The organism is Erythrobacter sp. AP23 (assembly GCF_001542855.1).
Taxonomy (GTDB): Bacteria; Pseudomonadota; Alphaproteobacteria; order Sphingomonadales; family Sphingomonadaceae; genus Qipengyuania.
The window spans coordinates 180,140-205,743 of the sequence record NZ_LNBY01000001.1; the positions used below are offsets into that span (position 1 = coordinate 180,140).

At 62.9% G+C, this 25,604-nt stretch carries 23 protein-coding genes and 2 tRNA genes; 11 read left to right on the top strand and 14 right to left on the bottom strand.

Annotated elements, in window-relative coordinates; translation table 11 throughout:
* Window positions 1-124: 124 nt before the first annotated feature.
* A complete protein-coding gene (locus ASS64_RS00840) occupies window positions 125-1,426 on the top strand; it encodes a bifunctional diguanylate cyclase/phosphodiesterase (RefSeq protein WP_234002273.1) in 1,302 nt (433 codons plus the stop codon).
* Here ASS64_RS00840 and mfd read toward each other — a convergent pair.
* Window positions 1,423-4,914 (bottom strand): transcription-repair coupling factor, encoded by a 3,492-nt coding sequence (gene mfd, locus ASS64_RS00845; protein WP_067688406.1) that lies wholly within the window; start codon window positions 4,912-4,914, stop codon window positions 1,423-1,425. The two genes, ASS64_RS00840 and mfd, sit on opposite strands and share 4 nt — an antisense overlap.
* Before the next feature lie 187 nt (window positions 4,915-5,101).
* The gene (locus ASS64_RS00850) at window positions 5,102-5,380 is read right to left on the bottom strand and encodes a succinate dehydrogenase assembly factor 2 (RefSeq protein ID WP_067690227.1); all 279 of its coding nucleotides are present in this window, start codon (window positions 5,378-5,380) and stop codon (window positions 5,102-5,104) included.
* 151 nt (window positions 5,381-5,531) lie between these two features.
* Between ASS64_RS00850 and recG the strand changes: the two genes are divergently transcribed.
* The gene (recG, locus tag ASS64_RS00855; RefSeq protein WP_067688409.1) at window positions 5,532-7,595 is read left to right on the top strand and encodes an ATP-dependent DNA helicase RecG; all 2,064 of its coding nucleotides are present in this window, start codon (window positions 5,532-5,534) and stop codon (window positions 7,593-7,595) included.
* Here recG and ASS64_RS00860 read toward each other — a convergent pair.
* From ASS64_RS00860 to acs, 4 genes are all read right to left on the bottom strand, one after another.
* Window positions 7,592-8,398 (bottom strand): fructosamine kinase family protein, encoded by an 807-nt coding sequence (locus ASS64_RS00860; RefSeq protein WP_067688412.1) that lies wholly within the window; start codon window positions 8,396-8,398, stop codon window positions 7,592-7,594. The genes recG and ASS64_RS00860 overlap by 4 nt on opposite strands.
* Window positions 8,385-8,858, bottom strand: coding sequence for a low molecular weight protein-tyrosine-phosphatase (locus ASS64_RS00865; RefSeq protein WP_067688415.1), 474 nt, complete (start codon window positions 8,856-8,858; stop codon window positions 8,385-8,387). The genes ASS64_RS00860 and ASS64_RS00865 overlap by 14 nt, the downstream gene beginning before the upstream one ends.
* A gap of 39 nt (window positions 8,859-8,897) precedes the next feature.
* A complete protein-coding gene (locus ASS64_RS00870) occupies window positions 8,898-10,097 on the bottom strand; it encodes a diguanylate cyclase (RefSeq protein WP_067688417.1) in 1,200 nt (399 codons plus the stop codon).
* A 159-nt stretch (window positions 10,098-10,256) separates the two neighbouring features.
* Window positions 10,257-12,206, bottom strand: coding sequence for an acetate--CoA ligase (acs, locus tag ASS64_RS00875; protein WP_067688421.1), 1,950 nt, complete (start codon window positions 12,204-12,206; stop codon window positions 10,257-10,259).
* 106 nt (window positions 12,207-12,312) lie between these two features.
* Here acs and ASS64_RS00880 point away from each other — a divergent pair, with 106 nt between their 5' ends.
* Window positions 12,313-14,322 carry a TonB-dependent receptor gene (locus tag ASS64_RS00880; protein ID WP_067688425.1) on the top strand — a complete coding sequence of 670 codons (2,010 nt, stop codon included), beginning with the start codon at window positions 12,313-12,315 and terminating at the stop codon, window positions 14,320-14,322.
* A 25-nt stretch (window positions 14,323-14,347) separates the two neighbouring features.
* Here ASS64_RS00880 and ASS64_RS00885 read toward each other — a convergent pair.
* Window positions 14,348-14,424: transfer RNA gene (locus ASS64_RS00885), tRNA-Pro, on the bottom strand.
* 141 nt (window positions 14,425-14,565) lie between these two features.
* On the opposite strand from ASS64_RS00885, the gene thyA reads away from it, so the two are divergent.
* The 5 genes from thyA to ASS64_RS00910 all read left to right on the top strand — a co-directional run bounded on the left by thyA (window position 14,566) and on the right by ASS64_RS00910 (window position 19,865).
* Window positions 14,566-15,492 carry a thymidylate synthase gene (gene thyA, locus ASS64_RS00890; protein ID WP_067688429.1) on the top strand — a complete coding sequence of 309 codons (927 nt, stop codon included), beginning with the start codon at window positions 14,566-14,568 and terminating at the stop codon, window positions 15,490-15,492.
* A 91-nt stretch (window positions 15,493-15,583) separates the two neighbouring features.
* The gene (locus tag ASS64_RS00895) at window positions 15,584-16,900 is read left to right on the top strand and encodes a 3-methyl-2-oxobutanoate dehydrogenase (2-methylpropanoyl-transferring) subunit alpha (protein ID WP_067688434.1); all 1,317 of its coding nucleotides are present in this window, start codon (window positions 15,584-15,586) and stop codon (window positions 16,898-16,900) included.
* Window positions 16,900-17,961: an alpha-ketoacid dehydrogenase subunit beta gene (locus ASS64_RS00900; protein ID WP_067688437.1), complete on the top strand. Its 1,062-nt coding sequence runs from the start codon at window positions 16,900-16,902 to the stop codon at window positions 17,959-17,961. Before ASS64_RS00895 ends, ASS64_RS00900 begins: the two co-directional genes overlap by 1 nt.
* Before the next feature lie 5 nt (window positions 17,962-17,966).
* Window positions 17,967-19,268: a dihydrolipoamide acetyltransferase family protein gene (locus ASS64_RS00905; RefSeq protein WP_067688440.1), complete on the top strand. Its 1,302-nt coding sequence runs from the start codon at window positions 17,967-17,969 to the stop codon at window positions 19,266-19,268.
* 18 nt (window positions 19,269-19,286) lie between these two features.
* Window positions 19,287-19,865 (top strand): YdeI/OmpD-associated family protein, encoded by a 579-nt coding sequence (locus tag ASS64_RS00910; protein WP_067688443.1) that lies wholly within the window; start codon window positions 19,287-19,289, stop codon window positions 19,863-19,865.
* Here the strand turns inward: ASS64_RS00910 and ASS64_RS16580 are convergent.
* On the bottom strand, window positions 19,862-20,107 hold the full coding sequence (locus ASS64_RS16580) for a hypothetical protein (RefSeq protein WP_157075043.1): 246 nt from the start codon (window positions 20,105-20,107) through the stop codon (window positions 19,862-19,864). The genes ASS64_RS00910 and ASS64_RS16580 overlap by 4 nt on opposite strands.
* Before the next feature lie 115 nt (window positions 20,108-20,222).
* Between ASS64_RS16580 and ASS64_RS00915 the strand changes: the two genes are divergently transcribed.
* Window positions 20,223-20,299 (top strand) — tRNA-Asp (locus ASS64_RS00915).
* A gap of 11 nt (window positions 20,300-20,310) precedes the next feature.
* Here the strand turns inward: ASS64_RS00915 and ASS64_RS00920 are convergent.
* Both ASS64_RS00920 and ASS64_RS00925 read right to left on the bottom strand, forming a co-directional pair.
* On the bottom strand, window positions 20,311-21,384 hold the full coding sequence (locus tag ASS64_RS00920) for an MBL fold metallo-hydrolase (protein ID WP_067688446.1): 1,074 nt from the start codon (window positions 21,382-21,384) through the stop codon (window positions 20,311-20,313).
* A gap of 5 nt (window positions 21,385-21,389) precedes the next feature.
* Window positions 21,390-22,814 (bottom strand): MFS transporter, encoded by a 1,425-nt coding sequence (locus ASS64_RS00925; protein ID WP_234002274.1) that lies wholly within the window; start codon window positions 22,812-22,814, stop codon window positions 21,390-21,392.
* Between the two features lie 108 nt (window positions 22,815-22,922).
* On the opposite strand from ASS64_RS00925, the gene ASS64_RS00930 reads away from it, so the two are divergent.
* Together ASS64_RS00930 and ASS64_RS00935 are read left to right on the top strand one after the other, a co-directional pair.
* On the top strand, window positions 22,923-23,255 hold the full coding sequence (locus tag ASS64_RS00930; protein ID WP_067688452.1) for a helix-turn-helix transcriptional regulator: 333 nt from the start codon (window positions 22,923-22,925) through the stop codon (window positions 23,253-23,255).
* Window positions 23,248-23,772: an SRPBCC family protein gene (locus ASS64_RS00935; RefSeq protein ID WP_067688457.1), complete on the top strand. Its 525-nt coding sequence runs from the start codon at window positions 23,248-23,250 to the stop codon at window positions 23,770-23,772. Before ASS64_RS00930 ends, ASS64_RS00935 begins: the two co-directional genes overlap by 8 nt.
* Here the strand turns inward: ASS64_RS00935 and ASS64_RS00940 are convergent.
* From ASS64_RS00940 to ASS64_RS00955, 4 genes are all read right to left on the bottom strand, one after another.
* Complete coding sequence (locus ASS64_RS00940; protein WP_067688460.1) at window positions 23,769-23,984, bottom strand: DUF2842 domain-containing protein; 216 nt, start codon at window positions 23,982-23,984, stop codon at window positions 23,769-23,771. The two genes, ASS64_RS00935 and ASS64_RS00940, sit on opposite strands and share 4 nt — an antisense overlap.
* The gene (locus ASS64_RS00945; protein ID WP_083508160.1) at window positions 23,981-24,553 is read right to left on the bottom strand and encodes a 5-formyltetrahydrofolate cyclo-ligase; all 573 of its coding nucleotides are present in this window, start codon (window positions 24,551-24,553) and stop codon (window positions 23,981-23,983) included. Before ASS64_RS00945 ends, ASS64_RS00940 begins: the two co-directional genes overlap by 4 nt.
* A gap of 356 nt (window positions 24,554-24,909) precedes the next feature.
* Window positions 24,910-25,233: a cell division protein ZapA gene (locus tag ASS64_RS00950; protein ID WP_083508101.1), complete on the bottom strand. Its 324-nt coding sequence runs from the start codon at window positions 25,231-25,233 to the stop codon at window positions 24,910-24,912.
* Window positions 25,230-25,436 carry a hypothetical protein gene (locus tag ASS64_RS00955; protein WP_067688475.1) on the bottom strand — a complete coding sequence of 69 codons (207 nt, stop codon included), beginning with the start codon at window positions 25,434-25,436 and terminating at the stop codon, window positions 25,230-25,232. The genes ASS64_RS00950 and ASS64_RS00955 overlap by 4 nt, the downstream gene beginning before the upstream one ends.
* Window positions 25,437-25,604: the final 168 nt, after the last annotated feature.

The window sequence follows — 25,604 nt, forward strand, 5'->3', positions numbered from 1 at the left end:
AGGCTCGCCGGGCACCGCGCGCTACCTATGGTCGCGCGTCCCATTTGGCAACACGCCGGAAAAACTGGCAAACCTCGGCAAAGGACGCGATAAGGGACGCTGCATGGCGAGCTTGCCCGAAGAAATGATCGACCAAACCCGCGATACGCTGACCGGCCTCGCAGATCAGGCGCAGGCGCGCGAGACGATCGCGCAATGGCTGCGTGAATGGCCGCATCAAACGATTGCCTGCCCGTTACATGCGATGATGATCACGCTCGGCCGGATCGATACGGTAAATGTCGCATTCGGGGAGACGGCGGGCGATGGCGCGCTGGTCGAAGTCGCTCAGCGTATCAAACATTTTGCGGGGGATGAGCTGGAAAGCTCGAGCGCGTGGTTTGCGGCACGGCTCAGCGGCGGAAATTTCCTCCTGGTCGCGCGGCAGGAGTGCAGCCGCGAACGCTGGCAGTGGCTGGCCGAGGCTCTGGCGGATGCGATCGCCATGCCGATCGCCAATCCGGAGGGCGGGGCGAGCCTGCGCCTTTGGCCGCGCCTTGCGCTAATGCGCGTGACCGAGAACGACGACCCCGACAGCGTGCTTGACCGTCTTTCCGAAGTCGCTGCACGGATGCGGGAGAGCAATCGCCGGCGGATCGACTGGTCGACCGGCGATGTGGCGCGCGCCGGTAGATCGAACCAGCAGCTCGAAGCCGACCTCCTCGAAGCGATCGACCGCAACGAGATCGAGATCCTGTTCCAGCCGCAATATGCGCTCGATGACGACCGGCTGATCGGGGCCGAGGCATTGGCACGTTGGGATCACCCGGTCATCGGCCGGATCGGGGGCGGTACGCTCTTCCAGATCGCCGAGCGCGCCGATCACGTGGCGCATCTGTCGCGGCACATAGCCCGCCGCGCACTGGAAAAGGCGCGTGATTGGCCCCGGGGTTTGCGGCTTTCCCTCAACATCACGCCTGCGGATCTTGCGGCAGACAATTTCGCGCTCGATTTTGCACGGATGGCCGAGGAGACCGGGTTCCCGCTGGATCGGATCACGCTGGAGATCATCGAACAGGTTCTGCTGGCCGATCTCGACCGCGTGAGCCGTGTGCTCGATCAGCTTAAACTATTCGGCATTCGGATCGCGCTCGACGATTTCGGTGCCGGCTTCTGCAATTTCCGCTACCTCAAGGTTTTGCCGATCGATTGCATCAAGCTCGACCGCTCGATGCTCGACGGGGTGCTCGAGGACGAGCGCGACCTTGCGGTGTTTCGCGCGATCCTGGCGATGGCGGTGGCGCTCGATCTGAAGGTGCTGGTCGAGGGGATCGAGAACGAGGCGCAACGCGAACTGGCGCGCAGCGAAGGGTGCGAATCCTATCAAGGCTTCCTGCGCGCTGAACCGATGAGTGGCGATGATTTTCTTGAATTGGTAGAGGCTTAGGCGGCCTTCCTCTCGCGCTTTCGCGCTTTCCTGACGATGCCGGACAAGCCCTTGGTCAGCTGGAACAATCCGTTGAGTCGGCTTTCCGGCGAATTCCACGCGCGGCTGATCACCAGCTTCATGTCGGGCCTTAGCTTGGCGGTACCCTGCAGCCGGTCGACATAAGCGATCAGGCCCGGCCCATCGGGGAAATCGTCATTGTGGAAGGTGACCAGCGTGCCCTGCGCGCCGACATCGATCTTGGCGATATTGGCCTCGATCGCCTGGTGCTTGATTTCGATCAGCTTGACCAAATTCGCCGTCGCAGGCGGCAAGTCGCCGAAACGGTCGATCATTTCGGCGGCGAGCGCCTCGATCTCGGCCTTGTCTTCGGCATCGTTGAGGCGGCGGTACAGGGCCATGCGCACTGCCAGGTCGGGGACGTAATCCTCGGGGATCATGATTGGGGCATCGACCGTGATCTGCGGGCTGATCTTCTCGGGCTTGGCTTCCAGACCCAGTTCGCCCGCCTTGGCGGCAAGGATCGCATCCTCGAGCATCGACTGGTACAATTCGAAGCCGACTTCGCGGATATGGCCCGACTGTTCATCGCCGAGCAGGTTGCCCGCCCCGCGAATATCGAGGTCATGGCTGGCAAGCTGGAAGCCAGCGCCGAGGCTGTCGAGATCGCCCAGCACCTTGAGGCGCTTTTCCGCCACTTCGGACAGCTGCGTATCCTGCGCATAGGTAAGATAGGCATAGGCGCGCAGCTTCGCGCGACCGACGCGCCCGCGCAATTGGTAGAGCTGGGCAAGGCCGAAGATATCGGCGCGATGGATGATGATGGTGTTCGCACTCGGCAAATCGAGCCCGCTTTCGACGATGGTCGTGGCGAGCAGGACCTCGTACTTGCCCTCGTAGAAGGCGCTCATCCGCTCTTCGATCTCGCCCGCGCTCATCTGGCCGTGAGCGGAAACGAATTTCACCTCGGGCACGTTCTCGTGCAGCCAGTCGGCAATGCCCTCCATGTCGGAGATGCGTGGCACCACGATGAAGCTCTGCCCGCCGCGATGGTGTTCCCGCAAGAGCGCCTCGCGCATCACCATGTCGTCCCATTCCATAACGTAGGTGCGCACCGCGAGGCGGTCGACCGGAGGTGTCTGGATGGTGGAAAGCTCGCGCAGGCCGGTCATCGCCATCTGCAGCGTCCGCGGGATCGGCGTGGCGGTGAGCGTCAACATATGTACATCGGCGCGCAGCTGCTTGAGCTTTTCCTTGTGGGTGACGCCGAAGCGCTGCTCTTCGTCGACGATCACGAGGCCGAGGTTGTCGAACTTGGTCTGCTTCGAGAGGATTGCATGCGTCCCGACGACGATATCGACTTGTCCATTGGCAAGCCCGTCGCGCGTTTCCTTCATCTCGCGTGCCGGGACGAGGCGTGAAAGTCGCCCGACCTTCAGAGGGAAGCCGCGGAATCGGTTCGCAAAATTCTCGAAGTGCTGGCGCGCGAGGAGGGTGGTGGGCGCGACCACCGCGACCTGTTGCCCGTTCATCGCCGCGACGAAGGCGGCGCGCAATGCGACCTCGGTCTTGCCGAAGCCGACGTCGCCGCAGACCAGCCGATCCATCGGCTTTCCGCTTTCGAGGTCGCGCAGCACGTCCTCGATCGCGCGCTCCTGATCGTCGGTTTCCTCGTACTGGAAGCGGTCGAGGAACTGGTTGTAGGCGCCATCCTCCACTTCCAGCACCGGCGCTTTCTTGAGCGCGCGTTGGGCGGCAACCTGCATAAGCTCGCCCGCGATTTCGCGGATGCGTTCCTTCAGCCGCGCGCGGCGTTTCTGCCACGCCTCGCCGCCGAGCCGGTCGAGCATGACCGCCTCCTCGGATGAACCGTAGCGGCTGAGGACGTCGATGTTTTCCACCGGAATGAACAGCTTGTCGCCGCCCTTATATTCGAGCTGGACGCAATCGTGTTTCGACTTGCCCACCGGGATCGGTTCGAGGCCGAGATACTTGCCGATGCCGTGTTCGGTATGGACGATGAGATCGCCGACGCTGAGGGCCTGCAATTCGGCGAGGAAGGCGTCTGCATCCTTGCGCTTCTTTTTGCGGCGGACGAGCCGGTCGCCGAGAATGTCCTGCTCTGTCAGCAGCTCCATCTCGTCGTTCGCGAAGCTCGCCTCGATCGGCAACACCATCGCGGCCGGTTTGCCCTTGGCCGCCAGGCCCAGCGCCTCCTGCCAAGTTTCGGCGAGCTGCACCGGCGTACCCGCTTCCTCGAGAATCGAGGCGATGCGCGAGCGGCTGCCCTTCGAATAGGCCGCCAGCAATGGCCGTTTGCCGGCCTTCGAAAGCGTCTTCAGATGCTCGGCCAACACTGGATAGACATTGTCGCCGCGCGCGCGTTCGGGCGCGAAATCGCGACCTGACCGGAAGCCGAAGGACACGACGCTATCGCTTTCGGGTTCATCGAAGGGCGTGGCGCGGTGGGCAGGCGTGCTGGCGAGAGCCTGCTTGAACTCCTCGCCCGTCAGGTAGAGCGCATTAGGTTCGAGAGGGCGGTAATTACCCTTGGCCTGACCGGTGATGGCGGTACGTTGCTCGTAATAGTCGGCGACGTCTTTGACGCGCTCGTCGGCTGCCGCAAGTGAAGCCTGATCGATCACGACGAGGTCGTCCTTGCCCAAGTGATCGAACAGCGTCGTCAGCTTGTCCTCGAACAGCGGCAACCAGTGTTCCATTCCGGCGAGGCGGCGTCCGTCGCTGACCGCTTCATAGAGCGGATCCTGCGTCGCGTTGGCGCCGAACATCTCGCGATAGCGCGAACGGAACCGCTTGATGCTGTCTTCGTCCAGCAGCGCCTCGCTGGCGGGCAGAAGCAGGTGCGATTCGAGCCGCCCGGTGCTCATCTGCGTATTCGGATCGAAGGTGCGCAGGCTCTCCAGTTCGTCGCCGAAGAAATCGAGGCGCAGTGCTTCGTCCATCCCGCTGGGGAAGATGTCGACGATCGATCCGCGCACCGCGTATTCGCCCTTGTCGATCACCGTGTCCGTGCGGCTGTAGCCTTGCTTTTGCAGCAGCAGCGACAGGCTCTCGCGTCCGATCTCGATACCCGGCTTGAACTCGCGCACGCTCTCGCGAATGCGAAAGGGAGTGAGTACGCGCTGGAGCACTGCGTTGGCCGTGGTGACAACCAGTTGCGCCTTTGCCTTGCCCGCCTGTAGGCGATGTAGCGCGGCCAGCCGTCGCGCGCTGATCGCGAGGGCGGGGCTGGCGCGGTCGTAAGGCAGAGAATCCCATGCGGGGAATTCGATCACTTCCAGTTCGGGCGCGAAGAACGCGGCGGCATCGACGATCCCTCGCATCGCCGCATCGTCCGGTGCGATGAAGACCGCGCGGCCCGTGCTGGCGCGGGCAAGGTCGGCCATCACCAGCGGTTGCGCGCCGCGCGCGACCTGCGCCAGAGTGAGGGGCGTATCGGCTTTCAGGATGCGGGAAAGGTCGGGCATCTCGGTTTCAGCGTTCCAGTCGTTGGGGCGTTCCGTGCGTGCGCAAAAAGCCCCCTCTTCTTCAGAGGAGGGGGTTGGGGGTGGTGGCGAGCGGAGCGAGCGCCCTTTGACACCACCCCACTGCGACTAGGCTCGCCTGCGGCTTACCAAGTCTCGTTGCCCCTCCTCTGAAGAAGAGGGGCGATAGTCAACGCGGAATATCGACGTAATCGAGTTCCTGCATCGCGCGCATGAGATCGCCCTCGAACCGTGGAGGGGCGGGCTGCGTTTTCATCGCCCATGCCATGACATCGACATCGTCTTCCTCCAGCAGGGCTTCGAACCAGGCGAGTTCGGCCTCGCCCCAGTCGGCATGATACCGGTCGAAGAAGCCGCCGATCATGAAATCGGCTTCGCGCGTGCCGCGGTGCCAGGCGCGGAATTTCGCACGCTGCTTGCGGCCTTCGAGGGTAAGGAGATCGGGCATGTCCGCGCCTCTAGCGCCTTCCTTCCTGTTCGTCATCCCTGTGAAGGGAGGGATCCAGAAAAGGTCAGCAGCCGTGCGATATCGACAGCTTATCTGGACCCCCGCCTGCGCGGGGGTGACGGGGTGTTTTCGCTTGGTCTAGGAGATCGTCATGCGCCCCGAGATCCTCAATCCGCTGTTTGCCGAGACCGAGACGCTCGAAGGCGTGGGGCCCAAAGTGAAGAAGCCACTCGACAGGCTCGGCCTTACGCGGGTGCGCGATCTCGACTACCACCTGCCCGAACGTTTCGTGACGCGTCGCGCGGTCGAGAATGTCGACGAGGCGGGCGAAGGCGAACAGATCGTCGTCAAGCTCACCGTTACCGAACATCGCAGCGGCCGTTCTCCGCGCGCGCCCTATCGTGTCCTGGCGCAGGATAGCATCGGCAACGTGCTGGCGCTGACCTATTTCGGTCGCGCCTCCTATACGGCGAAGAAACAGCTGCCGGTCGGCGAGGTGCGTTGGGTCGCCGGCAAGCTCGAGCGGTTCGGCGACATGCTCCAGATCGTGCATCCGGACCATGTGGTCGAAGACGGTGGCGAGACTCTGCAGCGGTTGTGCGAGCCGGTCTATCGCCTGTCCGAGGGGCTGACGCAGCCCAGGGTTGCGGGATTGGTCGAACAGGCCCTGACACGCACACCCGAGCTCCCCGAATGGATCGAACCTACGCAGGTGGAGAAAGAGGGCTGGCCGTCCTGGCGCGATGCGCTGGTGTTGGCGCACAAGGGCGAGAATGCCTCGGCGCGCGACCGGCTGGCCTATGACGAGTTGCTCGCCAATAGCCTTGCGCTAATGCTGGTGCGGGCGGACAATCGCAAGCGCAAGGGACAGCCGCTGCAAGGCGATGGCAGCTACCGCGGCAAGCTCGACCTACCATTCCCGCTGACCGGCGCGCAAAAACGTTCGATTGCGGAGATCGAGGGCGACATGGCGCAGGAAGCGCCGATGCTGCGACTGCTGCAGGGCGATGTCGGTGCGGGCAAGACGGTGGTGGCGCTGGAAGCCATGCTGATCGCTGTCGAAGCATGCGCGCAGGCAGCGATGCTGGCGCCGACCGAGCTTCTTGCTCGCCAGCATTACGAGACGCTGCGCCGCATGGCCGCGCCCACGGGAGCTGAGGTTGTCCTGTTCACCGGTCGCGACAAGGGAAGGGCGCGTGAAAGCATCCTTATGGGCCTCCTCGACGGGAGCATCGACATCGTCGTCGGCACGCATGCGATCTTCCAGGACACGGTCGCCTATAAGAATCTCGCCATGGTGGTGATCGACGAACAGCATCGTTTCGGGGTCGGCCAGCGGCTGATGCTAGCGAGCAAGGGCAAGCGTGCGCCGCACGTTCTCGCCATGACCGCCACACCCATCCCGCGCACGCTGACGCTGGCGCAATATGGCGAGCTCGACGTGAGCAAGCTCGACGAACTACCGCCCGGTCGACAGGCGATCGACACGGTGGTGATGGGGCAGGGCAAGATCGGTGCGCTGGTCGAGCGGCTTGCGGCGCAAATTGCCGATGGTCGTCAGGCCTATTGGGTGTGCCCGATGGTCCGCGAGATGGATGGTCCGGATGAAATCGCTGCGGCGGAGGCGCGCTATGCCGCCCTGAAGGAGCGGTTCGGCGAGGACGTCGTCATGATCCACGGCCAGCTTGCGCCCGAGATCAAGGACGCGGCGATGGAGCGCTTCGCGCGCGGCGAAGCGAAACTGGTGGTGGCCACTACGGTGATCGAGGTGGGTGTCGACGTACCTAATGCGACGCTCATGGTGATCGAGCAGGCCGAGCGTTTCGGTCTGGCGCAATTGCACCAGTTACGTGGCCGTGTGGGGCGCGGAAGCGAGAAGTCGTTCTGTGTCCTGCTGCACGGCGAGACACTGTCCGAAACCGCTCAGAAACGGCTGGCGCTGATGCGCGAAAGTCAGGATGGTTTCTACCTCGCCGAAGAAGACCTGCGTCTTCGCGGAGGTGGTGAACTTCTTGGCACGCGGCAATCTGGCGATACGCCGTTCAGTGTCGCCAGCCTCGAGCAAATCACCGAACTGCTGCCCAAGGCCTATGACGATGCGCGCCTGCTGATGGAGCGCGACGGCGGGTTGGAGGGCAAGCGCGGCGAGGCGGCGCGCGTGCTGCTTTACCTGTTCGAACGCGATTTCGGCGTGAAGACGCTACGCGGCGGCTAGAAGCCCAGCGCGTCGAGATCGCGCTCGACCGCGCCGCGATAACTGTCGCCGAACAGGCGGACGTGGATGAGCCACATCCACAGACGATAGACCGGCAGTCGCTCCCGCCACCCGGGATCGAGCGCGAGCCGGTCGAAGAACTCCTCCGGCGGGCTGTCGAAAACCGTCAGCGCTGCAATGTCGACCTCGCGATCGCCGTAATAGGAGCAGGGATCGATCAGCCATGCCCGCGTTCCGTCCCACAGGACATTCCCGCCCCACAGATCGCCGTGCAACAGCGCCACCGGCGGGCGTTCGGGGATAATTTGGTCGAGCTGCGCGGCGAGGTTTTCGACACGCCGGGCGAGGGGGCGATCAAGCGCGGAGACATGGCACAGCAGTCGGTTGTCGCGCCAGAATGCGGACCAGTTCCGGTCCCTTCGATTGGGCACTTCGACATGCGCGAAGCTATAGTCTTGGGACCAGCCGAAACCTTCGCGCGGGTCTGCATTCTTGAGCGGTTCGAGTGCGTCGGCAATCGCGGTCCACGCGGCCGCGATAAACGGGCGCGACGGGCCGAGGTCTTCCAGCACCAGCCAACCATCGGCGCATCCGACAATCTCGGGTACAGGAGCGCCCAGCGCCTTCATCGCGGACAGCATGCGGGCTTCGCGCTCAATGGTCGGCCCGCCCTTGACGACCACCGTGCGATCACCTGCCAAGCGCACCCGGCTTGCTCCCGAAATGTCTCCGCCGGCAAGCGGTTCGACAGCGAGCGCAGCGGCGCCGCAAATCGCCTCTACGGCAGGCTCAAGCGGTCTCATCGAGCAACACCGCGAGCAAAGCGCGCGCGCCGGCGTCGACCTCGTGCCACGTGGTGCTGAACCCCTCAGGACCGCCATACCAGGGATCGGCCACTTCGCGCCCCTGCTGGCCCGGAACGATATCGAGCAGCATCGCGACCCTCGCCTTGCCGTCGCCCGGATCGACACGACCGATATTGGCCATGTTCGAGCGGTCCATGCCGAGGATGAAATCGAACTCGTGGAAATCGCGGGTGCTCAATTGGCGTCCGCGATAATGGCGGATGTCGATCCCTCGGCGCTCCGCTTCCTCGATGCTGCGCGGATCTGGCGGCTCGCCCACATGATAGTCGGCAGTGCCGGCGCTATCGACCTCGACGTCGAGGCTTGCTTCGGCGGCAGCCCTGCGAAAGGCGGCTTCGGCAAGGGGGGAGCGGCAGATATTGCCGAGACATACGAAGAGGATGCGATGTTTTGCCATGCACAACGCCTAGGCGGGCAGGGACGCCATGTGCAAGGGTCAGGCGGCGAGGCGAACCTGGTTGCGGCCGCCTGTCTTCGCTTCGTACAGAGCCGCATCGGCGCGCGCCATCAAATGGTCGATATCATCGCCATCTTGGTAATCGGCAATGCCGATACTTGCCGTGAAGGGGATGATTGTATCGCCGTGCTTGACGGGGGTTCCTGCGATGGCGCCGCGCAGTCGCTCGCAAGCGGTGCGTGCGACTTCGAGATTGGCGCGGGGAAGGATCACGCCGAACTCCTCCCCCCCGATCCGCCCGACGAGGTCGTCTTCACGTAAGGCAGCAAGCGCGCGTGCGCCTACTTCCTTGATGACCTCGTCGCCTGCCGGATGCCCGAACCTGTCGTTGATCCGCTTGAAATGGTCGATATCGAATATGGCGAGACTGAACTTGCCATCGGGATCGCCCTCAACCTGAGATAACGAGCGGTCGAGAGCGTCCATGAAGGCCCGACGGTTGGGCAGCGACGTGAGCGGGTCGGTCGTGGCGAGCCGCTTGAGTTCGCGCCTGGCCGCTTTCTCCCTATCCAGCGCTTTGCGCACATGAATTGTCGCAAGGATCGACAACGAAAGCAGCAAAAGACCGATTACCGCCAGCATGTACTGGTATTGTTCATTCTCGATCGCGCACTGAAGAGCGGTGGCTTTGCGCAAAGCAAGTGCTGAGCGTTCCGTGGATTCGATTTCGTCGAGGGTTCGCATGATGGCCTCGATTGCATCCCGGTCGCTGCCGTTGCGCATGACCCGCAGAGCATCGGATTCGCGCCCTCTTTCGGTATCTTCGATGATGAACCCGATTACCGACCCGAGTTGGGCGAGGTCGGTTCTCAAGGCCTCAATTCGGGAAAGCTGGGTCGGATTCTCCGCCACCAGATCGGCGAGACGCGCAAGAGCCGCTTCGGACCCTTGCACACCTTCGAGATGGGGCGTCAGAAACGATCGATTGCCAGTCAGCAGGAAACCGCGTCCCCCACGTATCTGCTGCAGCGCGGCAGTGCGCAATTGGTCGGTCGCGTGTAATACGCCAAGGGTCTGATCGAGCCGGTCATCGGCTGCAGCGCGTTCCACGGAAGATCGCCATGCGAACCAGCTGGTACCAGCCAGGAGGAGGGCAAGGATCGCGACGCATCCGATCAGGAAGTAACCGCGCCAGCCGGACTTGCGCGTACGCTTGGCGACGCTCTGTACTATCCACATTGGCGTCGGTCCTCATACATATGGGACTTCTGCCATGCTTCTGGTTAAGCGCCCGATAACTCTGGCAGAGGCAATCTCCGTATCCGGGTGTGTCGATCGCCAGCTGCCTGCCCGCAGCGTTCAATGCCGCACGATTGGACTGGCGCGCGCGACGCACGGTTAGCGGTTTTGTCGTCCTTCGATCAGCGAATCGACGACGCCGGGATCGGCCAGCGTCGATGTGTCGCCCAGCGACCCGAAGTCGTTTTCGGCGATCTTGCGCAGGATGCGGCGCATGATCTTGCCGCTGCGAGTCTTGGGCAGGGCAGGGGTGAAATGCAGGTGGTCGGGCTTCGCGATCGGGCCGATTTCCTCGCGCACGAGCGCGCGCAGCTCGCCGGCTAGATCCTCGCTCGCCTCCTCTCCCGCATTGAGCGTGACGTAGCAATAGATACCCTGTCCCTTGATATCGTGCGGGAATCCCACGACCGCGGCTTCGGATACCTTGGGATGGATCACCAGTGCGCTCTCCACCTCGGCAGTACCCATCCGGTGGCCGGATACGTTGATCACATCGTCGACGCGCCCCGTGATCCAGTAATATCCGTCTTCGTCCCGGCGGCAGCCGTCGCCGGTGAAGTATTTGCCTTCATAGGTGCTGAAATAGGTCTGCACGAAGCGCTCGTGATCGCCGTAAACGCTGCGTGCCTGGCCGGGCCAGCTGCGCGTGATGCACAGGTTCCCTTCGGTGGCACCGTCGAGCACCTCACCATCGTTGTCGACGAGCTGTGGGCAGACGCCGAAAAACGGGCGGCCCGCGCTGCCCGGCTTCATGTCGTGCGCGCCGGGCAGGGTGGTGATCATGCATCCGCCGGTCTCGGTCTGCCACCAGGTATCCACGATCGGCAACTCACCCTTGCCAACGGTCTCGTGATACCAGCGCCAGGCCTCGGGATTGATCGGCTCGCCCACACTGCCGAGCAAGCGGAGCGACGAAAGGTCGTGCTTTGCGACATGCGCATCGCCCTCGCGCATCAGCGCGCGGATCGCGGTGGGGGCGGTGTAGAAGATATTTACGTGGTGCTTGGCGCAGACCGCCCAGAAACGGTCGTGATCTGGATAGTTGGGTACGCCCTCGAACATGAGCGCGGTCGCGCGGTTCAGCAGAGGGCCGTAGACGATGTAACTGTGACCTGTGACCCATCCGATATCGGCGGTGCACCAGTAGACCTCGTCCTCGCGGTAATCGAAGACATAGCGGAAAGTGGTTTCGGTCCACACGGCATAGCCGCCGGTGGTGTGGAGCACGCCCTTTGGCTTTCCGGTCGAGCCCGACGTGTAGAGGATGAACAGCGGGTCTTCTGCGCTCATTGGCTCGCAGGGGCACTCGCTGGGCACGTCGGCGGAAAGTTCGTGATACCAGTGGTCGCGGCCCTCGGTCATTGCCACCTTGCCACCGGTGTGCCGCAGCACGAGTACCGCCTTGGCCGATACCTTTTCCAGGGCCGCGTCGACATTGGCCTTTAGGGGTATGCGCTTGCCTCCGCGCAGGCCTTCGTCGGCGGTGACGATCCAGTCGCTCTTGCAGTCCTCGACCCGTCCGGCAATCGCCTCGGGGCTGAAACCGCCGAAGATGACCGAGTGGATCGCACCGATCCGCGCGCAGGCGAGCATGGCATAGGCACCCTCGGGCACCATCGGCATGTAGATCGTGACCCGGTCGCCCTTCCGAACGCCAATGGCTTTGAGCGTGTTTGCCATGCGGACGACTTCGGTTTGAAGTTCTCCATAGGTGATCCGGCGGACCTCGCCCGCAGGATCGTCGGGCTCGAAGATGAGCGCGAGTTTGTCGCCATGACCCGCCGCGACATGGCGATCTACGGCGTTGTGACAAATGTTGAGTACGCCGTCCTCGAACCATTTGATCGAAACCGGGTCGTAAGACCAGTTGGCGATCGTGGTGGGCGCAGTAAACCACTCCAGTCGCTCCGCCTGACCGGCCCAAAAGGTGTCGGTGTCCTCCACACTGCGAGCGTACAGCGCTTGATAGTCATCGAGGGTACAACCGGTGCCCTCGATCGCTGCCGCGGGCCGTTTGACCCATTCCGAACGCTCATCTGCCTCGGTCATCCCAACTCTCTCCTCTTCCCCCGCCATCTCTAGGCAATCGCCGCAAAGGTGCAATCGCTTAGCTTGCTCTCGCCTTCCTCCGGATCACCCGTTAGGGCACGCAGCGATGTCTATTTCCCGATATTGGATGGCCGGTCCCGGCCTCGCTCTGGCCTTGGCTGCTCCGCTCTCGGCCAAGGATGAAAAACCAGTTATCGTCGTTAGCGGCGAAGGCCTGGACGAAACGCCTGCCGCGCCGGCTTACGACACACAGACGATTGATCGCGAAGAGCTGCTATCGGTACCGTCGGGGCGGATAGAGGATGCGCTCTCCACGGTCGCCGGTTTCCAGCAGTTCCGCCGATCGGACAGTCGCTCGGCCAATGCGTCGGCACAAGGCGCGACGCTGCGCGCGCTGGGCGGCAATGCCACCAGCCGCGCCCTGGTGTTGCTTGATGGCGTGCCGATGAGCGATCCCTTCTTCGGCTATGTTCCCTTCAGCGCGCTCGCCCCCGAACGCTTGTCGCGGATCCGCGTGACGCGTGGTGGTGGTTCGGGACCTTTCGGCGCGGGCGCGCTCGCTGGCACGATCGAACTTGAAAGCGCGGGCATCGAGGCACTGGACGGATTCGGTGGACAGATACTTGCGAACGATCGGGGAGAAACCGAGGCATCGGCCACGGCGGGCGCTCGGGTCGGCAGTGGGTTCGTCGTCGCCTCGGGGCGCTGGGATCGAGGGAAAGGCTTCTTCACCACGCCCGAAGCGGATCGCGTCCCGCTCAGCGCGCGTGCCGCATTCGATGGCTGGTCGGCGCAATTGCGTGGTGTTGCCCCGCTCACCGATGATGTCGAACTGCAGTTTCGCGGCCTCGCCTATCGCGACGAGCGCACGCTGCGCTTCGAAGGCGCGGACAGTAGCATCGAAGGGCAGGATGCGAGCCTGCGCCTGATCGGACGCGGCGCTTGGCAATTCGACGCCATCGCCTACGTCCAGGCGCGGAACTTCACCAACAGGATCATATCTTCGACGCGCTTCGTCCCCGTGCTGGATCAGCGTAACACCCCGGCCACCGGGCTGGGCGGCAAATTCGAATTGCGGCCTCCCGTGGACGATGCGCATGTCTTGCGCTTGGGGGTCGACTATCGCCGCTCGGATGGCGAGCTGTTCGAAGACGCCATCAGTTCCTTCACGGGGGCCATCCGGGCACGCCGGAACGCCGGCGGCACCAACACCGATGTCGGGTTTTTCATCGAAGACGACTGGACGATCGGTGCGCTCGTCTTGACCGCGGGGGCGCGGCTTGATCGCTGGACCATTCGCGATGGCTTTTTCGAAGAGCGCGACGGCAATGGACGTCCTGTCGTCTCGGCGACCTATCCCGACCGCAGCGGGTGGGACGCCTCGTTTCGGGGCGGGGTTCTTTATCGGACCGGCGATACGATCGCCCTGCGTGCCGCCGCCTATTCGGGTCTGCGCCTGCCGACGCTCAACGAGCTGTACCGCCCCTTCGTAGTGTTTCCGGTCGTCACCGAGGCCAATGCGGGGCTCGAAAACGAGCGGCTCGAAGGCTTCGAGGCAGGGATCGACGTCACGCCCGTGCCCGATGTCGCGTTCTCACTCACGGCATTCGATAATCGGGTCGAGAACGCCATCGCCAATGTCACGATTGGCACGAACCTGCGCCAGCGCCGCAATATCGATGCGATCCATGCGCGTGGGATCGAGGCTTCGGCCTCGGCAACCTTCGGAAGAATCAGCCTCGATGCATCCGCCGCCTGGACCGACGCGGAATCTGACGGGTCCGGCTTCGCCGCCGCGCTCGACGGGAACCGTCCCTCGCAGACGCCGCGATTCGTCGGCGGGGCAACGCTATCCTACCGCCCTGCCGAGAACTGGCTGCTGTCGGCGAGTCTGCGCCATGTCGGCGCGCAGTTCGAGGACGACCTCGAAACCGACATCCTTCCGGCATTCACCACGCTCGGTGCCTTTGTGCAGGTGCCGCTGACAGGCAATGTCGCACTGGTCTTCCGCGGCGAGAATCTCACCGATGAGACCATCGTGACACGCAACCAGGGCGGCTCGATCGACCTCGGCGTGCCGCGGACAGTGTGGGCGGGACTAAGAATGGGGCTCTGAACGAGCCGCGCATAAACGTTGCAAATGGTCGGGGAGAGAGGATTCGAACCTCCGGCCCCTGCCTCCCGAAGACAGTGCTCTACCAGGCTGAGCTACTCCCCGACCGGATCGGACCGGGCCGCAAAATTCGGCCACGGGTGCGAGGCAGGCGCGCCCTATAGGTGTGGATTGCGAGGCACGCAAGCGGGCAATTTGCACAAATCGGCATTACAGCGGCATGACACATCCAGCGAGACTGAAACCGTGTCCGGACCGCACTTCGAACAGCAATATCTCGACCTCATGCGCAGGATCTGGCGCGAGGGAGACGAGCGCAAAGACCGAACCGGCATCGGTACCCGGTCGATCTTCGGTGCGACGCTGCGGTTCGACCTGGCGGGCGGCGCGATGCCGCTGATCACGACCAAGCGTGTCTATTGGAAGACCGCCACGCGCGAGCTGCTCTGGTTCCTCACCGGCGACACCAATATCCGCCCGCTGGTGCTCCAGAACGTCAAGATCTGGAACGAGTGGCCGCATGCTCGCTATGTCGAGGAGACGGACGACGAGATCGCGCTCGACACATTCGTCGAACGGATCAGGGAGGACGAGGAATTCGCCGCGAAATGGGGCGATCTCGGTCCCGTCTATGGCAAGCAGTGGGTCGACTGGCCGACCTACCAGCCGGTGGCCGGAGGGCTCTTCCGCAAGGGGCGGGGGATCAATCAGGTCGCCGAAGTGGTCGATTCACTGAGGGACAATCCGGGTAGCCGCCGGCATATCATCGAGGGATGGAACGTCGCCGAGGTGCCGCAGATGGCGCTGCCACCGTGTCACAAGACCTACCAGTTCCACGTCGCGGGCGATCGCCTGAACTGCCTGCTCTACCAGCGCAGTTGTGACGTTGCGCTCGGCCTGCCGTTCAACCTGTGGTCGGCGGCGCTGCTCCAACGCATGATCGCTCAGCAGGTCGATCTCGAACCGGGCGAGCTGGTCTGGATGGGTGGTGACACGCATCTGTATCTCAATCACGAACAGCTGATCCGCGAGCAGCTTTCGCGGGAACCGCGAGGGCATCCGCGGCTTGAGATAGTGCGGCGGCCGCGTTCGATTTTCGACTATACGATTGAGGATTTCGCGGTTCACGACTATGCGCCGCACGGGCCCATCAAAGCGCCCGTCGCGGTGTGACCGAAATCGTATGCACAGGCGTACTTGACCGTTTCCCACCGACGAAATAAAATAACGCGCGAGCGTAAGATTGCGTCTGGGAGACGATTCTATGGCCGACAGGCCCGAGGGTAATGCAGCGAAGGGTGACAATCGCCCCAAGCTGTCGCTGCATGTTCCCGAACCCAAGTTCCGGCCGGGCGATACGGTCGATTTCTCGCATATCGATGTGCCCGAGGCGGGCAGCATGGCCCGTCCCGACGAAGCCTGCGATCCGGGCGAAATGCGCGATATGGCCTTCGGACTCGTTCGCGTATTGGGCGACGACGACAAGGCACACGGTCCCTGGGACCCGAAACTGGATGCGGACACGCTGCGCACGATGCTCGGCCATATGGCGATGACACGCGCGTTCGATGAACGCATGTTTCGGGGCCAGCGACAGGGCAAGACCAGCTTCTACATGAAGTGCACCGGCGAAGAGGCGACAAGCATCTCGGCCAGCATGGCGCTTGCCGGCGACGACATGGTCTTCCCCAGCTATCGCCAGCAAGGCATCCTGATCCAGCGCGGATACCCGATGATCGAGATGATCAACCAGATCTACTCGAACAAGGGCGACAAGCTGAAGGGTCGCCAGCTGCCGATCATGTATTCGAGCCGCGAGCACAGCTTCTTCACCATCAGCGGCAACCTCGCCACGCAGACCCCGCAGGCGGTTGGCTGGGCCATGGCAAGCGCGATGAAGGGCGACAGCCGCATTGCCGCGACCTGGGTGGGCGAGGGCAGCACAGCGGAAGGCGACTTCCACTCGGCCTGCACCTTTGCGACCGTCTACAACGCGCCGGTGATCCTCAACGTCATCAACAACCAGTGGGCGATCTCGAGCTTCAGCGGCTTTGCCGGGGCCGAGCGCACCACCTTTGCGGCGCGCGCGCTGGGCTATGGCCTTGCCGGTCTGCGGGTCGACGGCAACGATGCGCTCGCCTGCTATGCCGCCGAGCAGTGGGCCGCCAACCGTGCCCGCGCCAATGCCGGGCCGACGCTGATCGAATTCTTCACCTACCGTGCCGAAGGCCATTCCACCTCCGACGATCCCAGCGGTTATCGCAGCGCGCAGGAGCGCGACGAATGGCCGCTGGGCGACCCGGTTATGCGCCTCAAGAACCATCTGATCGCAATCGGCGAGTGGGACGAGGAGCGGCAGGAGAAAATGGACCTCGAGGCGGCCGAGCACGTCAAGAAGGTCACCAAGGAAGCCGAAGCCAACGGCATTCTCGGCCATGGCCTCCACCACCCGTTCCGCACCATGTTCGAAGATGTCTTCGAAGAGCTGCCCTGGCACCTCAAGGAGCAGGCCGACCAGGCGGTGCGCGAGCGCGAGACCAAGTTTCCCGAAGGGCTGCCGGCCAAGGGAGTGCAGGGCTGATGAGCGAAACCGAGACCAAGGACGCGCCCGCGACCGAGGGCAGCACTGAACGTCGCCTCAACATGATCGAGGCGATCAACGATGCGCTCGACGTATCGATGGGCCGCGACGCGGATGTCGTGGTGATGGGCGAAGATGTCGGCTACTTCGGCGGCGTGTTCCGCTGCACCGCGGGCCTACAGGAGAAATACGGCAAGACGCGCGTGTTCGACACGCCGATCAACGAATGCGGCATCATCGCCGTGGCCGTGGGGATGGGAGCCTATGGCCTGCGGCCCGTGCCCGAAATCCAGTTCGCCGATTATATCTACCCCGGACTCGACCAGCTGATCAGCGAAGCGGCGCGCCTGCGCTATCGTTCGGCCGCCGAATATATCGCCCCGATGACCGTGCGTTCGCCCTTCGGTGGCGGCATCTTCGGTGGGCAGACGCACAGTCAGAGCCCCGAGGCGATCTTCACCCACGTTTCGGGTCTGAAGACGGTGATCCCCGCGACGCCCTACGACGCCAAGGGCCTGTTGATTTCGTGCATCGAGGATAACGACCCGGTCATCTTCTTCGAGCCCAAGCGCATCTACAACGGACCGTTCTCGGGCTATTATGACAAGCCGGTTCAGCCGTGGAAGAAGTTCGACGCGAGCGTGGTGCCCGAAGGCTATTACAAGATCCCGCTCGGCAAGGCGCGCCAGGTAACCGAGGGCGAACAACTCACCATCCTTGCCTATGGCACCATGGTTCATGTGGTCGAGGCGGTGTGCAAGGAGAAGGGTGTCGAAGCCGATATCCTCGACCTGCGCACGCTGGTCCCGCTCGACATCGAAGCGATCGAAGCGTCGGTCGAGCGGACCGGACGCTGCTTGATCGTCCATGAAGCCACGCGTACCAGCGGTTTCGGCGCCGAGCTTTCCGCGCTCGTGACGGAGCGTTGCTTCTACCATCTCGAAGCCCCGGTCGAACGTGTGACCGGCTTCGACACACCCTATCCCCACAGCCTCGAATGGGCCTATTTCCCCGGCCCGATCCGCATCGGCGAGGCCATCGACAAGATCCTCAAGGACTGACGCACATGGCGAAATTCACCTTCAACATGCCCGATATCGGCGAAGGCATCGCCGAGGCCGAGATCGTGCAGTGGCACAAAAAGGTCGGCGATACGGTCCGTGAAGACGAGGAATTCGTCGACATGATGACCGACAAGGCCACCGTGCCGATGGAAAGCCCGGTCGACGGCAAGATCCTGGAAATTGCAGGTGCCGAAGGCGACATGGTCTCGATCGGTTCGATGCTGGTCGTGATCGAGGTCGAGGGCGAGGTGCCTGACGAGGTCGTCGAGGAAAACAAGGAAGCGGCGGAGGCTGCGCCCGCTCCCAAGGCGGAGGAAGTCGAGGAACGCATCGAGGTCGAGACTTCGGACGCCAGCGATGCCGATGACGCGCTCGCCGCAGATCCCGAACCCGAACCGATTCCGGAACCGACCCCGGCGCCAGAGCCGGCGCCGCAGGCTAAGGTTCTCGCTACCCCGGCGGTGCGCAAGCGCGCCAAGGAGCTTGGTGTCGATCTCGCGCAGGTGAAGCCCGCCGAGGACGGCCGCATTCGGCATGGCGATCTCGACCAGTTCCTGTCCTACAATTCGGGCTATGGCGCGGCTGCCAAGACCCGCGAGGACGAAGAGAAGAAGGTCATCGGCATGCGCCGCCGCATCGCCGAGAACATGGCCGCCTCGAAACGCAACATCCCGCACTTCTCCTATGTCGAAGAGTGCGACGTGACGGATCTCGAAGTCCTGCGCGCCCAGCTCAATGCGAGCCGCGGCGACAAGCCCAAACTGACGATCCTGCCGCTGCTGATCACTGCGATCTGCAAGACGTTGCCCGACTTCCCGATGATCAATGCGCGCTACGACGACGAAGCGGGCGTGGTGACGCGCCACGGCGCGGTGCACATGGGCATGGCCGCGCAGACCGACGCCGGCCTGATGGTCCCGGTGATCAAGAATGCGCAGGCGAAGAACCTGTGGCAGCTCGCAAACGAGATTTCGCGCCTGGCCGAGGCAGCTCGCACCGGCACTGCCAAGTCGGAAGAGATGCAGGGCGGCACGCTGACCGTCACCTCGCTCGGCCCGCTGGGCGGCGTTGCGACCACCCCGGTCATCAACCGCCCCGAAGTCGCCATCATCGGTCCGAATCGCATCATCGAGCGCCCGATGTATGTCACGGGCACCGACGGGGTCGAGCGGATCGAAAAGCGCAAGCTGATGAACATCTCGATCAGTTGCGACCATCGCGTGGTCGACGGATGGGATGCGGCAAGTTTCGTCCAGGCTCTCCGGAAACTGCTTGAAACGCCGGCCCTTATCCTCGTCGATTGATCTGCTAAGCTGTCGCGCATGGAGCGTGACAGCCGAGTCGACGCGTATATCGCCAAAGCGCAGCCCTTTGCGCGTCCGATCCTCGAGCATTTGCGCTCGCTCGCTGAGCGCGCGGAGCCAGAGGCCCAAGAAGACCTGCGCTGGGGCGCACCCTTCTGGATCCTCGACGGTCGCCAGCTTTGCGGCATGGCGGCCTTCAAGGCCCATTGCGCTTTTGTCATCGAGGGGCCGGGCGGTGGCGAGGCGATGGGCGATCTCGGCCGCATCACGGCGCTCGACGACCTTCCTCCCGATGAAGAGCTGGTGCGCCTGCTGAAGGAAAAAGCGCAGCGTATCCGTTCGGGCGAAGACAAGGCAGCCAAGGCCAAGCCGAAACCGAAACCCGAAATTGCAATGCCGGACGATTTCGCCGCGGCGCTGGAACAGACTTCCGGCGCCGAGGATGTCTGGAACGGATTCACGGATGCACAGCGGCGCGACTATCTCCAATGGATCACCGGTGCGAAACGCGAGGCCACCCGGACCAAGCGCATCGCCACCGCCGCCGAATGGATCGGCGAAGGCAAGCGGCGAAACTGGAAATACGAGAGCTGCTAGCGCCTTTTCGCGGTCGGGACGGCTTGCGGCACCCTGATAGCTTCGAGCGGCACATCGACAATGGCTTCGGGCACCGGCATGGAAAAGGCCGAGTGTTTGATATCGAGACCGATTGTTCGGCAAGGCCGCCTGCACCGAGCAAACCCATGGATAAGGGGAGATAAAACCTCTTCGGCATAGCGACTCCCGCGATCATTCTTCGAGGCGCAAGCGCCATCCGAATGATGGTCGATGGTGGTCATACCGGGGTGAAATCGGAACCGGAAATCGGGCAGTCCAAAAAGAACAAAAAAAGGGTCATATCGTCATTGACAGGAATCGGAGCCGCCCGTAGATGCGCGGCTCCCAAGTGGCTACGCGGGTGTAGCTCAGTTGGTTAGAGTGTCGGCCTGTCACGCCGAAGGTCGCGGGTTCGAGTCCCGTCACTCGCGCCACTTGGGTTTTTCTACAACATTTCGTCGAATAGAACCGACTGCTCGCGGGCAGGTAGGCTCACGAGCATGCCGTCCTTGGCAAGCTCGATCCTGCCGTCAAAATGCTGCCCCGATTCGCCGAGAAAAGCCGGGCCGATGAGGGACACCGGCGGGGCCGGGACCAAGTGGTACAGCACCAGCGCCTCGACGTCCGCCTTCTGCGCGACGCGTGCCGCATCCTCCGGCGAGGTGTGATAATCGGGAATATCGGCCATGATTTTTGCGCCGGCGGCATTGCCACGTTCGGCCAGGGTCGTTCCGATCTCGCCAACCATGCGCGGATTGAGTGCTTCGTGAAACAGTACGTCGGCGCCCCGCGCAAGCTGCGCTAGCTGTTCGCTCCGCACCGTATCACCGCTGATGACTAGGGCACGGCCGGCATATTCGACCCGAAAGGCAAGCGCCGGTTCGACCGGGCGATGGTCGACCCTTATCGCGCGAATTGTCACCCCATCACTTTGATGAACCGTATGAGGGGCCGTGCCGACGTCGTCGATAATCCTTGCCTCGGCGCCAAAGCCGCCGGGCCGGGCAACTTCGGGGCCATGATGCGCAATCCGAAAACCGCGGTCGATCGTATAGGCCTCGATGAAGCCGGCCACGACGCGATCGGTGCCCTCTGGCCCGTAGACCGGCAGCGGGGAGTCGCGTTGCCCGGCGATCCATGCCTGGAGCATCAGTTCGCCGAGGCTGTCGAAATGGTCGGAGTGAAGATGCGTCAGGAATGCCGCGTCCAGCCGGTCCATCGGAAAAGCCAGGGGCTGCAGCTTGCGGATGGCTCCGGAGCCGACGTCGAAAATGAAGGCGCGCCGACCGGCGACAACCGCGATACAAGGCCCGGCACGCTGCGCGTCCGGCATCGGCGATCCGCTACCGCAGACATAGGCATAAAGGCCGTCGGGCCATTCGGCTACGCGGTCTACTCCCGCATTGCGCTCGACCGCGCGGTTGTAGAGGCGCTCTCCGATCTGGCGCTGTCCGACAAGGAAAATCAGGACCGCCACGAGCAGAAGCAGTAGAAATCCGGTCCCGATCTTGCGCGCCATTTTCGCTATCCTCCTCGTTCCACCAACTTGCGCAAGTTTTCCTCATGCCGTTCCTTGTCGATCCGATAGCGCGATACGAAATACAACGCCGTCAGCCACAGGAAGAGCAGCGATGGCGCGTAGAATGCGCCGAGGTTCCACAGGATTTCGGGATCGACGCTGGCCGGGTCGGCACCTTCTGGAAAGGCGATTAGCGACAGGATCAGTCCGGCAGACAGCACGCCAAGGCCCTGGGTGGTTTTCCGCGTGAAGGTCATCGCCGCATAATACACTCCTTCGGAGCGCCTGCCCGTCTTCACCTGATTCGATTCGACGAGGTCGGCGATCATTGAATAGGCGACCGCCTGCACCGCGATGATCAACGCCAGATCGATCACATTGATGCCCAACACGAGCGGGAACAGCAGCGGATCTCCATTCTCCGGCATCAGGCCTGCCAGTCGAAGCAGCACCGGCGCTGGTTGGATGGTGAAGGCGAGCAGGCCGAGCACGATGGTTGCCTGCTTCTTGCCCAGCTTGCGCGTCGCCCAAGGCGCGAGGAGGAAGCCGAGAAGCGCCGAAAGGAACACGGTGCAGGTCCAGATGAAGATCTGGAATTCGCTGAAGCCCCAGAAATAGTTGAGCATCAGAAAGGCGAGCGCAGCCGAAAGCCCCGTCGCGATGGCGAAGAGCACCGTAGCGAAGAACAACGCGAGGAAGCTCTTTTCGCTCAGCGTTTCGACCATTTCCCCGAAGATGCGGCGGATGCTGTAGCGTTCGCCGGTTTCGACCGGGCGGTGGAGGTGCGGAATACGGCTGTGCGTGCCGAGCGCGGAAATCATGATCGCCGCAAAGATCAGCAGCGATCCGATTATGCCATAGGTCACGTATGCCTGCTGGTCGCGCATGCCGAGCGGGCCGGTCAGCAATACACCGAACATCACGATGCTCATGAGGTTGCCGCCCGACCAGCCGAAGAACAGGCGGTAGGCCTGCAGGCTGGTGCGTTCCTCGTAATCGCTCGTCAATTCGGGGATCAGCGCGGAGCTCGGAGTCTCGTAAAAGGTAATGAAAGTGCGGATGAGAATCGCGAGGATCGTCAGGTAGGCAAAAAGCCCACCTTGTCCCCAGTCCGGCGGGTTCCAGAGCAGGAAGTAGCTGAGTGCTACGGGCAGCGCGGCGGCGTACATGAAGGGATGGCGGCGGCCCCAGCGGCTGCGGAAGTTGTCGGACCAATAGCCGACCAGCGGATCGCTTATCGCATCGACCACCAATGCGATGAGAATGGCAAGCCCGACCAGACCCGGCTCGAGACCGATCACCGTACCGTAGAACAGCAGCAGGAAATAGTCGAAGCCGTTGTTTTTGATACCGAACGCTGCGGCACCCGAACCATGCGCAAGCTTGAGCCAGACCGTCGGCCTTTCGGCCGGCATTTCCCTCGTCGCCAATATGCTCTCCCTTGCAGTCGAGGCTAAGCGGCAGAGGAAGGGTTTGCAATGGGATGGAATAGTCAACCAATTGATTGACTATTTATCCCTATGGGTTAATTTAACCGAATGGTTGAGCGATTCACCGACTCCGATTCTCTGTTTCGCGCACTCTCGGATGGTACGCGCCGAGCGATGCTCGAGAGGCTGTCGCAATGCGATATGACGGTTGGTGCCTTGGCTGAACCGCTCGAAATGAGCCTTGCGGCCGCTTCGAAACATATCGGCGTACTCGAGGAAGCCGGTTTGATCAGACGGCAAAAACGCGGGCGCGAGCGTGTGTGTTCGCTCGACCCGCGGGGGCTGGAAGCCGTGCGCGACTGGGCCGAGCGCTATGTCGGATTCTGGAACGAGCGGCTCGATGCGCTCGACCGGGCATTGAAGGAGCTGGACGATGAATGATTACGGCAGGCTGGTCGATGCGAATACGATCCAATTCCGGCGGCACTTCGATGCGGATGTCGAAACCGTCTGGGCCTTTCTGATCGATCCCGAAAAGCGTAAACTGTGGTTCTGCGGCGGCGAGACCGACGCCCGGGTCGGCGGGCGAATCGTTTTCGAATTCGACCACCGTCGGCTTTCCGACACGCCCCCGCCCGAAAAATACGCCGACCAGGAGACGGCCCGCTTCGAAGGCGAAATCCTCGCCTGCGAGCCGCTTCGCCGTCTCGTCTTTACCTGGCCCGAGGAAGAGGGCGAGGGAACGAGGGTCGAGATAGACCTGAGCAAGGCGGATGGCGGCGGGACCGATCTGGTCCTCACGCACAGGGGTCTTGGATCGGCCGAATTTCGAATCGGCGCGCTTGCCGGGTGGCATGCCCATTTCGACCTGCTCGACGATATCTTTGCGGGCATCGATCCACGCGATTTCTGGACGCGGCACATGGCGCTCGAAGATCATTACGGCGAAGTGGGCTAGTCCCGGCGCCCGGTCTCCATCCAAATCAGGAAGCGGCGCAGCGGAAGGAGCCAGACCAGCCCCAGAACGATGTAGATCACGGTCTGCACGAGTGTCGGCCAGTCGCCGATCAGATCTGGTGCGTAGCGAGCGATGACGAGCCCGTAGATCGTCAGGCCGAGCAGCAGGCCGAGCAGGCCGACCGGGATGCGCCAGGTGGGTTCTTTCCTCATGCGAAGGGTCCATAGATTCGTGTCGGCGTAACGACGGCGGTTAGCGGGATATCGTGCGGCTCGGTGGGCAAATCATCGACCAGCTGGCAGTCCCACGCAAGCCCGATGGCAGCGGCAGCGGAGTGGCTGGCAAGCCAGCGATCGTAATGTCCACCGCCCTGACCGAGACGGTCGCCACGCTCGGTGAAACCCACCAGCGGCACGAAAAGCACCGATGGTGCGCTGGTGGGAACGTCGCCCTTGGGTTGCAGCAAGCCGAAGGGGCCGATCTCCAAGTCGCTTTCATCGAAGGGGTCGGCAAAATGCGCAAACTCCATCGGCGCGCCCCTGTCGGCGAACCGCGGCAGAGCGAGCTCGTGGCCCTGTTCGAAAAAGTGCTTGGCATACGATGCCGCCGGCGCTTCGTAGGGATTTGCGCGATAGAGACCGATGGTCGCATCGTCGGGGACCAGTTCGAGAAGCGGCGCAGGCGGACGCATAAAGACCAGTGTTCGCATGCTCTCGGGGAGAGTGGCCACATGCTCGCGGCGCCGGGCGCGCAGTTGCTTCCGAAGTTCGTCCTTTGTCACGCAGGCCTCCTTATCGGGAGCCACGAAGAGCGTCCATGCGCACCTTGCTCCTGAATGCCGATCCAAGCGGCAGATCAGCCAAGACAGAAAGCGAAGTCGAAGACGCGGTTAGCCTTGGGAAACATTCGGCGTTGCCCGCAGAAATGCGCCCATGTTCGAGGTCAGACAGGGAAGTGGCGGGACCACCATGGGTCGTTTCCGGCGAAATCCTCTGACGCCTAAACGTCAGGTGGGTGCCGTATGCCCCAATCCCACGGCCGAACCGGTGGACCGGGACAGGGACAGCTCCCTTGGATTGCTTATAGCCTCAGGGATGTTCATGCGGCTCGTGCCGGGCAGCCCCGCCGTCGCGATATCTAGGATGAGTCCGCGCCGCTCTCAAGGGTGGATGCCGCATTCTCGAGTGCGAGTGCGATCCGCTCGAGCTGGCCTGCCAGCCTGTCCGTATCGAAACCGGGCACTCCGGCGGGCACCGCCTGTTTTTTCGCCTCGTCGAGTTCGTCGGCCAGCAAGAGTGCGGCGAAGAGCAAATTCTTGGCCTCCTGGCTCGACAGGTTCGCCCCCATCGAACCGAGCTTGTCATCTATTACGCCGGCGAGCCGCTGGACGTGTTCTTCCTGCCCATCCGCACAGGACACCGTATAATTACGGCCCCCTACGGAAAGGGTGACGTCGCTCACTTTTCGAGCCCTTCGATGAGCGAGTCGAGTTCGGCGACAGTCGCCGAAACGCTTTCCCTCAGAGCTTCGTGCCGGGCGACCAACTCGGCATTGGCCGGGCCGCCCGCCGCACCCGTATGCGATGCCAGTGCCGCCTGTGTTTCGATCCGCGCCAATGCACGGTCGATACGGTCCATGGCATTTTGGATGCGTTCGGAACTCATGACGTTGTCCGAATACCAAGATAGCCGCGGTAATGCAAAGGTTTGGCTTGATCTGTTGATAAGTGGGATGAGGGAAGGAGCGGCTGTGCAGGGTCGCCCGTGCGGGTTGACCTCGTGCGCGTGCTCCGCGAAGGCTTCGCGCGCGTCGAATCGGCCCTCTTTCCCGGA

Bases quoted from the DNA above. Each gene is read 5' to 3' on its own strand.
- ASS64_RS00840 (WP_234002273.1), top strand. From the start codon at position 125: ATGATCGACCAAACCCGCGATACGCTGACCGGCCTCGCAGATCAGGCG.
- mfd (WP_067688406.1), bottom strand. From the start codon at position 4,914: ATGCCCGACCTTTCCCGCATCCTGAAAGCCGATACGCCCCTCACTCTG.
- ASS64_RS00850 (WP_067690227.1), bottom strand. From the start codon at position 5,380: ATGCCCGATCTCCTTACCCTCGAAGGCCGCAAGCAGCGTGCGAAATTC.
- recG (WP_067688409.1), top strand. From the start codon at position 5,532: ATGCGCCCCGAGATCCTCAATCCGCTGTTTGCCGAGACCGAGACGCTC.
- ASS64_RS00860 (WP_067688412.1), bottom strand. From the start codon at position 8,398: ATGAGACCGCTTGAGCCTGCCGTAGAGGCGATTTGCGGCGCCGCTGCG.
- ASS64_RS00865 (WP_067688415.1), bottom strand. From the start codon at position 8,858: ATGGCAAAACATCGCATCCTCTTCGTATGTCTCGGCAATATCTGCCGC.
- ASS64_RS00870 (WP_067688417.1), bottom strand. From the start codon at position 10,097: ATGTGGATAGTACAGAGCGTCGCCAAGCGTACGCGCAAGTCCGGCTGG.
- acs (WP_067688421.1), bottom strand. From the start codon at position 12,206: ATGACCGAGGCAGATGAGCGTTCGGAATGGGTCAAACGGCCCGCGGCA.
- ASS64_RS00880 (WP_067688425.1), top strand. From the start codon at position 12,313: ATGTCTATTTCCCGATATTGGATGGCCGGTCCCGGCCTCGCTCTGGCC.
- ASS64_RS00895 (WP_067688434.1), top strand. From the start codon at position 15,584: ATGGCCGACAGGCCCGAGGGTAATGCAGCGAAGGGTGACAATCGCCCC.
- ASS64_RS00900 (WP_067688437.1), top strand. From the start codon at position 16,900: ATGAGCGAAACCGAGACCAAGGACGCGCCCGCGACCGAGGGCAGCACT.
- ASS64_RS00905 (WP_067688440.1), top strand. From the start codon at position 17,967: ATGGCGAAATTCACCTTCAACATGCCCGATATCGGCGAAGGCATCGCC.
- ASS64_RS00910 (WP_067688443.1), top strand. From the start codon at position 19,287: ATGGAGCGTGACAGCCGAGTCGACGCGTATATCGCCAAAGCGCAGCCC.
- ASS64_RS16580 (WP_157075043.1), bottom strand. From the start codon at position 20,107: ATGACCACCATCGACCATCATTCGGATGGCGCTTGCGCCTCGAAGAAT.
- ASS64_RS00920 (WP_067688446.1), bottom strand. From the start codon at position 21,384: ATGGCGCGCAAGATCGGGACCGGATTTCTACTGCTTCTGCTCGTGGCG.
- ASS64_RS00930 (WP_067688452.1), top strand. From the start codon at position 22,923: ATGGTTGAGCGATTCACCGACTCCGATTCTCTGTTTCGCGCACTCTCG.
- ASS64_RS00935 (WP_067688457.1), top strand. From the start codon at position 23,248: ATGAATGATTACGGCAGGCTGGTCGATGCGAATACGATCCAATTCCGG.
- ASS64_RS00940 (WP_067688460.1), bottom strand. From the start codon at position 23,984: ATGAGGAAAGAACCCACCTGGCGCATCCCGGTCGGCCTGCTCGGCCTG.
- ASS64_RS00955 (WP_067688475.1), bottom strand. From the start codon at position 25,436: ATGAGTTCCGAACGCATCCAAAATGCCATGGACCGTATCGACCGTGCA.